The following is a 3109-nucleotide window of genomic DNA, read 5'->3' on the forward strand; positions in this document are numbered from 1 at the left end:
GCGGCGTGGTGCTTGGAGTGGTGCAGCTCGAGGATCTCGGCGGACATCGCCTTCTCCAGAGCCGAGTAGTCGTACGGAAGATCGGGGAGCGTGTAGGTGCCCATCGGGCCCACCACCTTTTCGGAGCGCTGATCTGTCGTCTACGACCCCAACATCCTTGTCCCGCAAGGGGCAAGGAGAGACGGGCCGGTTCCGACAAAGGTCCGATCCAGGCTAGGTCCGTAGACCTAGCGCCCTTGTTGCACAATCAATGCAAGTACATGAACGAGGGAACAAGGCGGAACCATGTCGGATTCACCCGTGGTGCTGGGCATCGAGTCGTCCTGCGACGAGACCGGCGCCGGACTGGTCCGGGACGGGGTGCTGCTCGGTCAGGCGGTGGCGTCCAGCATGGACGAGCACGCGCGCTTCGGCGGCGTCGTGCCGGAGATCGCCGCGCGGGCGCACGTGCACGCCGTCGCCCCCGTGGTCCGCGAGGCGCTGGACCGGGCCGGGCTGACCCTGGCCGACGTCGGCGCGGTGGCCGTCACCACCGGGCCCGGCCTGTCGGGGGCGCTCCAGGTCGGGGTGGCCGCCGCCAAGTCCTACGCCTTCTCGCTGGGCGTCCCGCTCTACGGGGTGCACCACCTGGCCGGACACGTGGCCGCCGCCACCCTGGACGGCGGACCGCTGCCGGACCCGTGCGTCGTGCTGATCGTCTCCGGCGGCCACACCTCGCTGCTGCTGGTGCGCGACCTGGCCCGCGACCCGATCGTCCACCTCGGGGACACCCTGGACGACGCGGCCGGCGAGTGCTTCGACAAGGTGGCCCGGATCCTCGGCCTGCCCTACCCCGGCGGCCCCGCCATCGACCGCGCGGCCCAGGACGGCAACCCGAACGCCGTCCGCCTTCCCCGCCCGCTCAGCGGGCCGAACGATCCGCCGTACGCCTTCTCCTTCTCCGGCCTCAAGACCGCCGCCGCCCGCTGGGTCGAAGGGCAGCGGGCGGCCGGTGGGGAGCCGCACGTACCCGATGCGGCGGCCGCCCTCCAGGAGGCCATCGCCGACACGCTCACCCGCAAGGCCGTCCGGGCCTGCACCGACCACGGCATCACCACTCTCGTGGTGGTCGGCGGGGTGGCCGCCAACTCCCGCATCCGGGCGCTCACCCAGGAGCGTTGCGCGGCGGCCGGGATCACCCTGCGGGTGCCGCCGCTGCGCCTGTGCACCGACAACGGCGCGATGATCGCCGCCATCGGCGACCTGCTGGTCCGCGCCGGCGCCGAACCCGCCCCGGAAGGACTCTCGATCGACCCCTCCGCCCCGCTGGAGCACGCCGCGCTGAACCCGCTCGCCACCGTCCGGGTCCGATGAGCGCCCTGACGGTGCGTCGGGCGGCCCCGGCGGAGCTCCCCGGTCTGGCGGCCGGGATCCGGTCGGTGTACGCCGCCGCGTTCGGACGCCCGCCCTGGCACGAGCCCGCGCACAAGGCCGACGACTACCTCGACCGCCTCGCCGCGGACGCGGACCGCCCCGGGTTCGGTGCGGCGGTCGCGGTGACCGAGCAGGGCGAACCGGTGGGCTTCGCCACCGCCTGGACCACCCCCGACCCGTTCCCCACCGACCGCTGCTACCCGCTCGCCAGCAGCGGCCTCGGCGACCGACGCACGCGTGAACTCCTGTGCGGCGCGCGGGAGGTGAACGAGCTGGCGGTCCACCCGGAGCAGGCCGGCCGGGGCATCGGACTCGCCTTGCTGCACCAGGTGACGACCCGTCACGACGGCACCGGGGACGGCCGGAGCTGGCTGCTCACCAGCGCCGCCCCGGGCGGACCGCTCGACTTCTACCGGCACCTCGGCTGGCACCCCGTCACCCGCCCGGCGCCCGGCCCCGACGGTCTGGTGGTCCTGCTCCACCCCCACCACCCCGGCGCGGGGGCCGTCACGGATGCCACACCTCCACCAGGAGCGGCGCCATGAGGCCGTGGACACCCACGCCTCCCCGCCGCGGACCCCTTCCAGGAAACCGAGGCCCCACCGTGAACACCACCGCCGACCCGCCCGCGAGAGCCGTCCCGGTCCACACCGTCCTGGAGGTGAACGGCATGGACTGCGGCCGGTGCGAACGGGACGCCAAGGCCGTGCTGAGGTCCGTCGAGGGCGTCACCAAGGTCACCACCGACTTCACCGCGGGCCGGATCACCGTCAGCTCGGTCGGCCCGCCGGACCGGGACGCGCTCTCGGCGGCACTCGCCCCGACCGGACTGACCCTCAGGCGGACCACCCCCGGGCCGAGGTGACCGGGTGCTGGACGGAGGACCCGCCCGACCGGTGAGTCACCGCACCGGCAACACGTCACGCACCTGCCCGACACACGGAGGAGAGACGGTGGTACCGGGGGACGGCGGCGACGTGCTGGCAGCCTGCCGCGAGCTGCTGCGCTCCGGGGGCGGCCGCTGTACGGGGGCCCGGTTGCGGGTCCTCGCCGCGATCCGTGCCCACGGCGGCCACCTGACGGCCGGTGAGATCCACTGCCTGCTCGCCGCCGAGGACGGGTGCGTGAACCTCTCCACGGTCTACCGCTCGGCCGAACGGCTCACCGAGCTCGGCCTGCTGCACGTGGTGCGCGGCCTGGGCGGGGAGCTGACCTACGGCCTGGTCGGCGAGCCCCACCACCACGCCCTGTGTTCCGGGTGCGGCCGGGTCGACGAGGTGCCCCACCACCTGCTGGCCGACGCCCTCCTCGCCGCCGGGTCGGCCATCGGCTTCCGGGCCGATTCGCTGGTGCTGAACGGCCGGTGCGTCAACTGCCCCACCTCGGAGGAGGACTGACGCGGTGGAGGGCGCACGCGGAGCCGGCCCGGCGTCCCGGCGGGCGCCGGTTGGGAAGACGATTCATCAGAGGGAAGCGGTCAACCCGCGCCCCTGACGGGGCCGGCCCCGCGCCAACACTCTGGGGCATGTCCTTCGCTGGTGCAAGTGATGCGCAATAGTGTTGCCCGGGCACGACCACACCCGTCGAAAGGGACCGCACAGCCATGGGTCAGTACACGCTCCCCGATCTTCCGTACGACTACTCGGCTCTGGAGAAGGCGATGTCCGCCGAGATCCTCGAGCTGCACCACTCCAAG

4 protein-coding genes and 2 pseudogenes are annotated in these 3109 nt (G+C 73.4%); 5 read left to right on the plus strand and 1 reads right to left on the minus strand.

Annotated elements, in window-relative coordinates; translation table 11 throughout:
* A pseudogene (locus ACWEPF_RS39705) lies at positions 1–104 on the minus strand (superoxide dismutase); the annotation flags it as partial.
* A 181-nt stretch (positions 105–285) separates the two neighbouring features.
* On the opposite strand from ACWEPF_RS39705, the gene tsaD reads away from it, so the two are divergent.
* From tsaD to ACWEPF_RS39730, 5 genes and pseudogenes are all read left to right on the plus strand, one after another.
* Complete coding sequence (tsaD, locus tag ACWEPF_RS39710; protein WP_452176502.1) at positions 286–1353, plus strand: tRNA (adenosine(37)-N6)-threonylcarbamoyltransferase complex transferase subunit TsaD; 1068 nt, start codon at positions 286–288, stop codon at positions 1351–1353.
* The gene (locus tag ACWEPF_RS39715; protein ID WP_452176503.1) at positions 1350–1958 is read left to right on the plus strand and encodes a GNAT family N-acetyltransferase; all 609 of its coding nucleotides are present in this window, start codon (positions 1350–1352) and stop codon (positions 1956–1958) included. Before tsaD ends, ACWEPF_RS39715 begins: the two co-directional genes overlap by 4 nt.
* Positions 1959–2017: 59 nt before the next feature.
* Positions 2018–2278, plus strand: a complete 261-nt coding sequence (locus ACWEPF_RS39720; protein ID WP_452176504.1) for a heavy-metal-associated domain-containing protein — start codon at positions 2018–2020, stop codon at positions 2276–2278.
* A gap of 88 nt (positions 2279–2366) precedes the next feature.
* Positions 2367–2810 (plus strand): Fur family transcriptional regulator, encoded by a 444-nt coding sequence (locus tag ACWEPF_RS39725; RefSeq protein WP_452176505.1) that lies wholly within the window; start codon positions 2367–2369, stop codon positions 2808–2810.
* 206 nt (positions 2811–3016) lie between these two features.
* Positions 3017–3109: pseudogene (locus tag ACWEPF_RS39730) on the plus strand (superoxide dismutase); the annotation flags it as partial.

The organism is Kitasatospora sp. NPDC004289 (assembly GCF_053602875.1).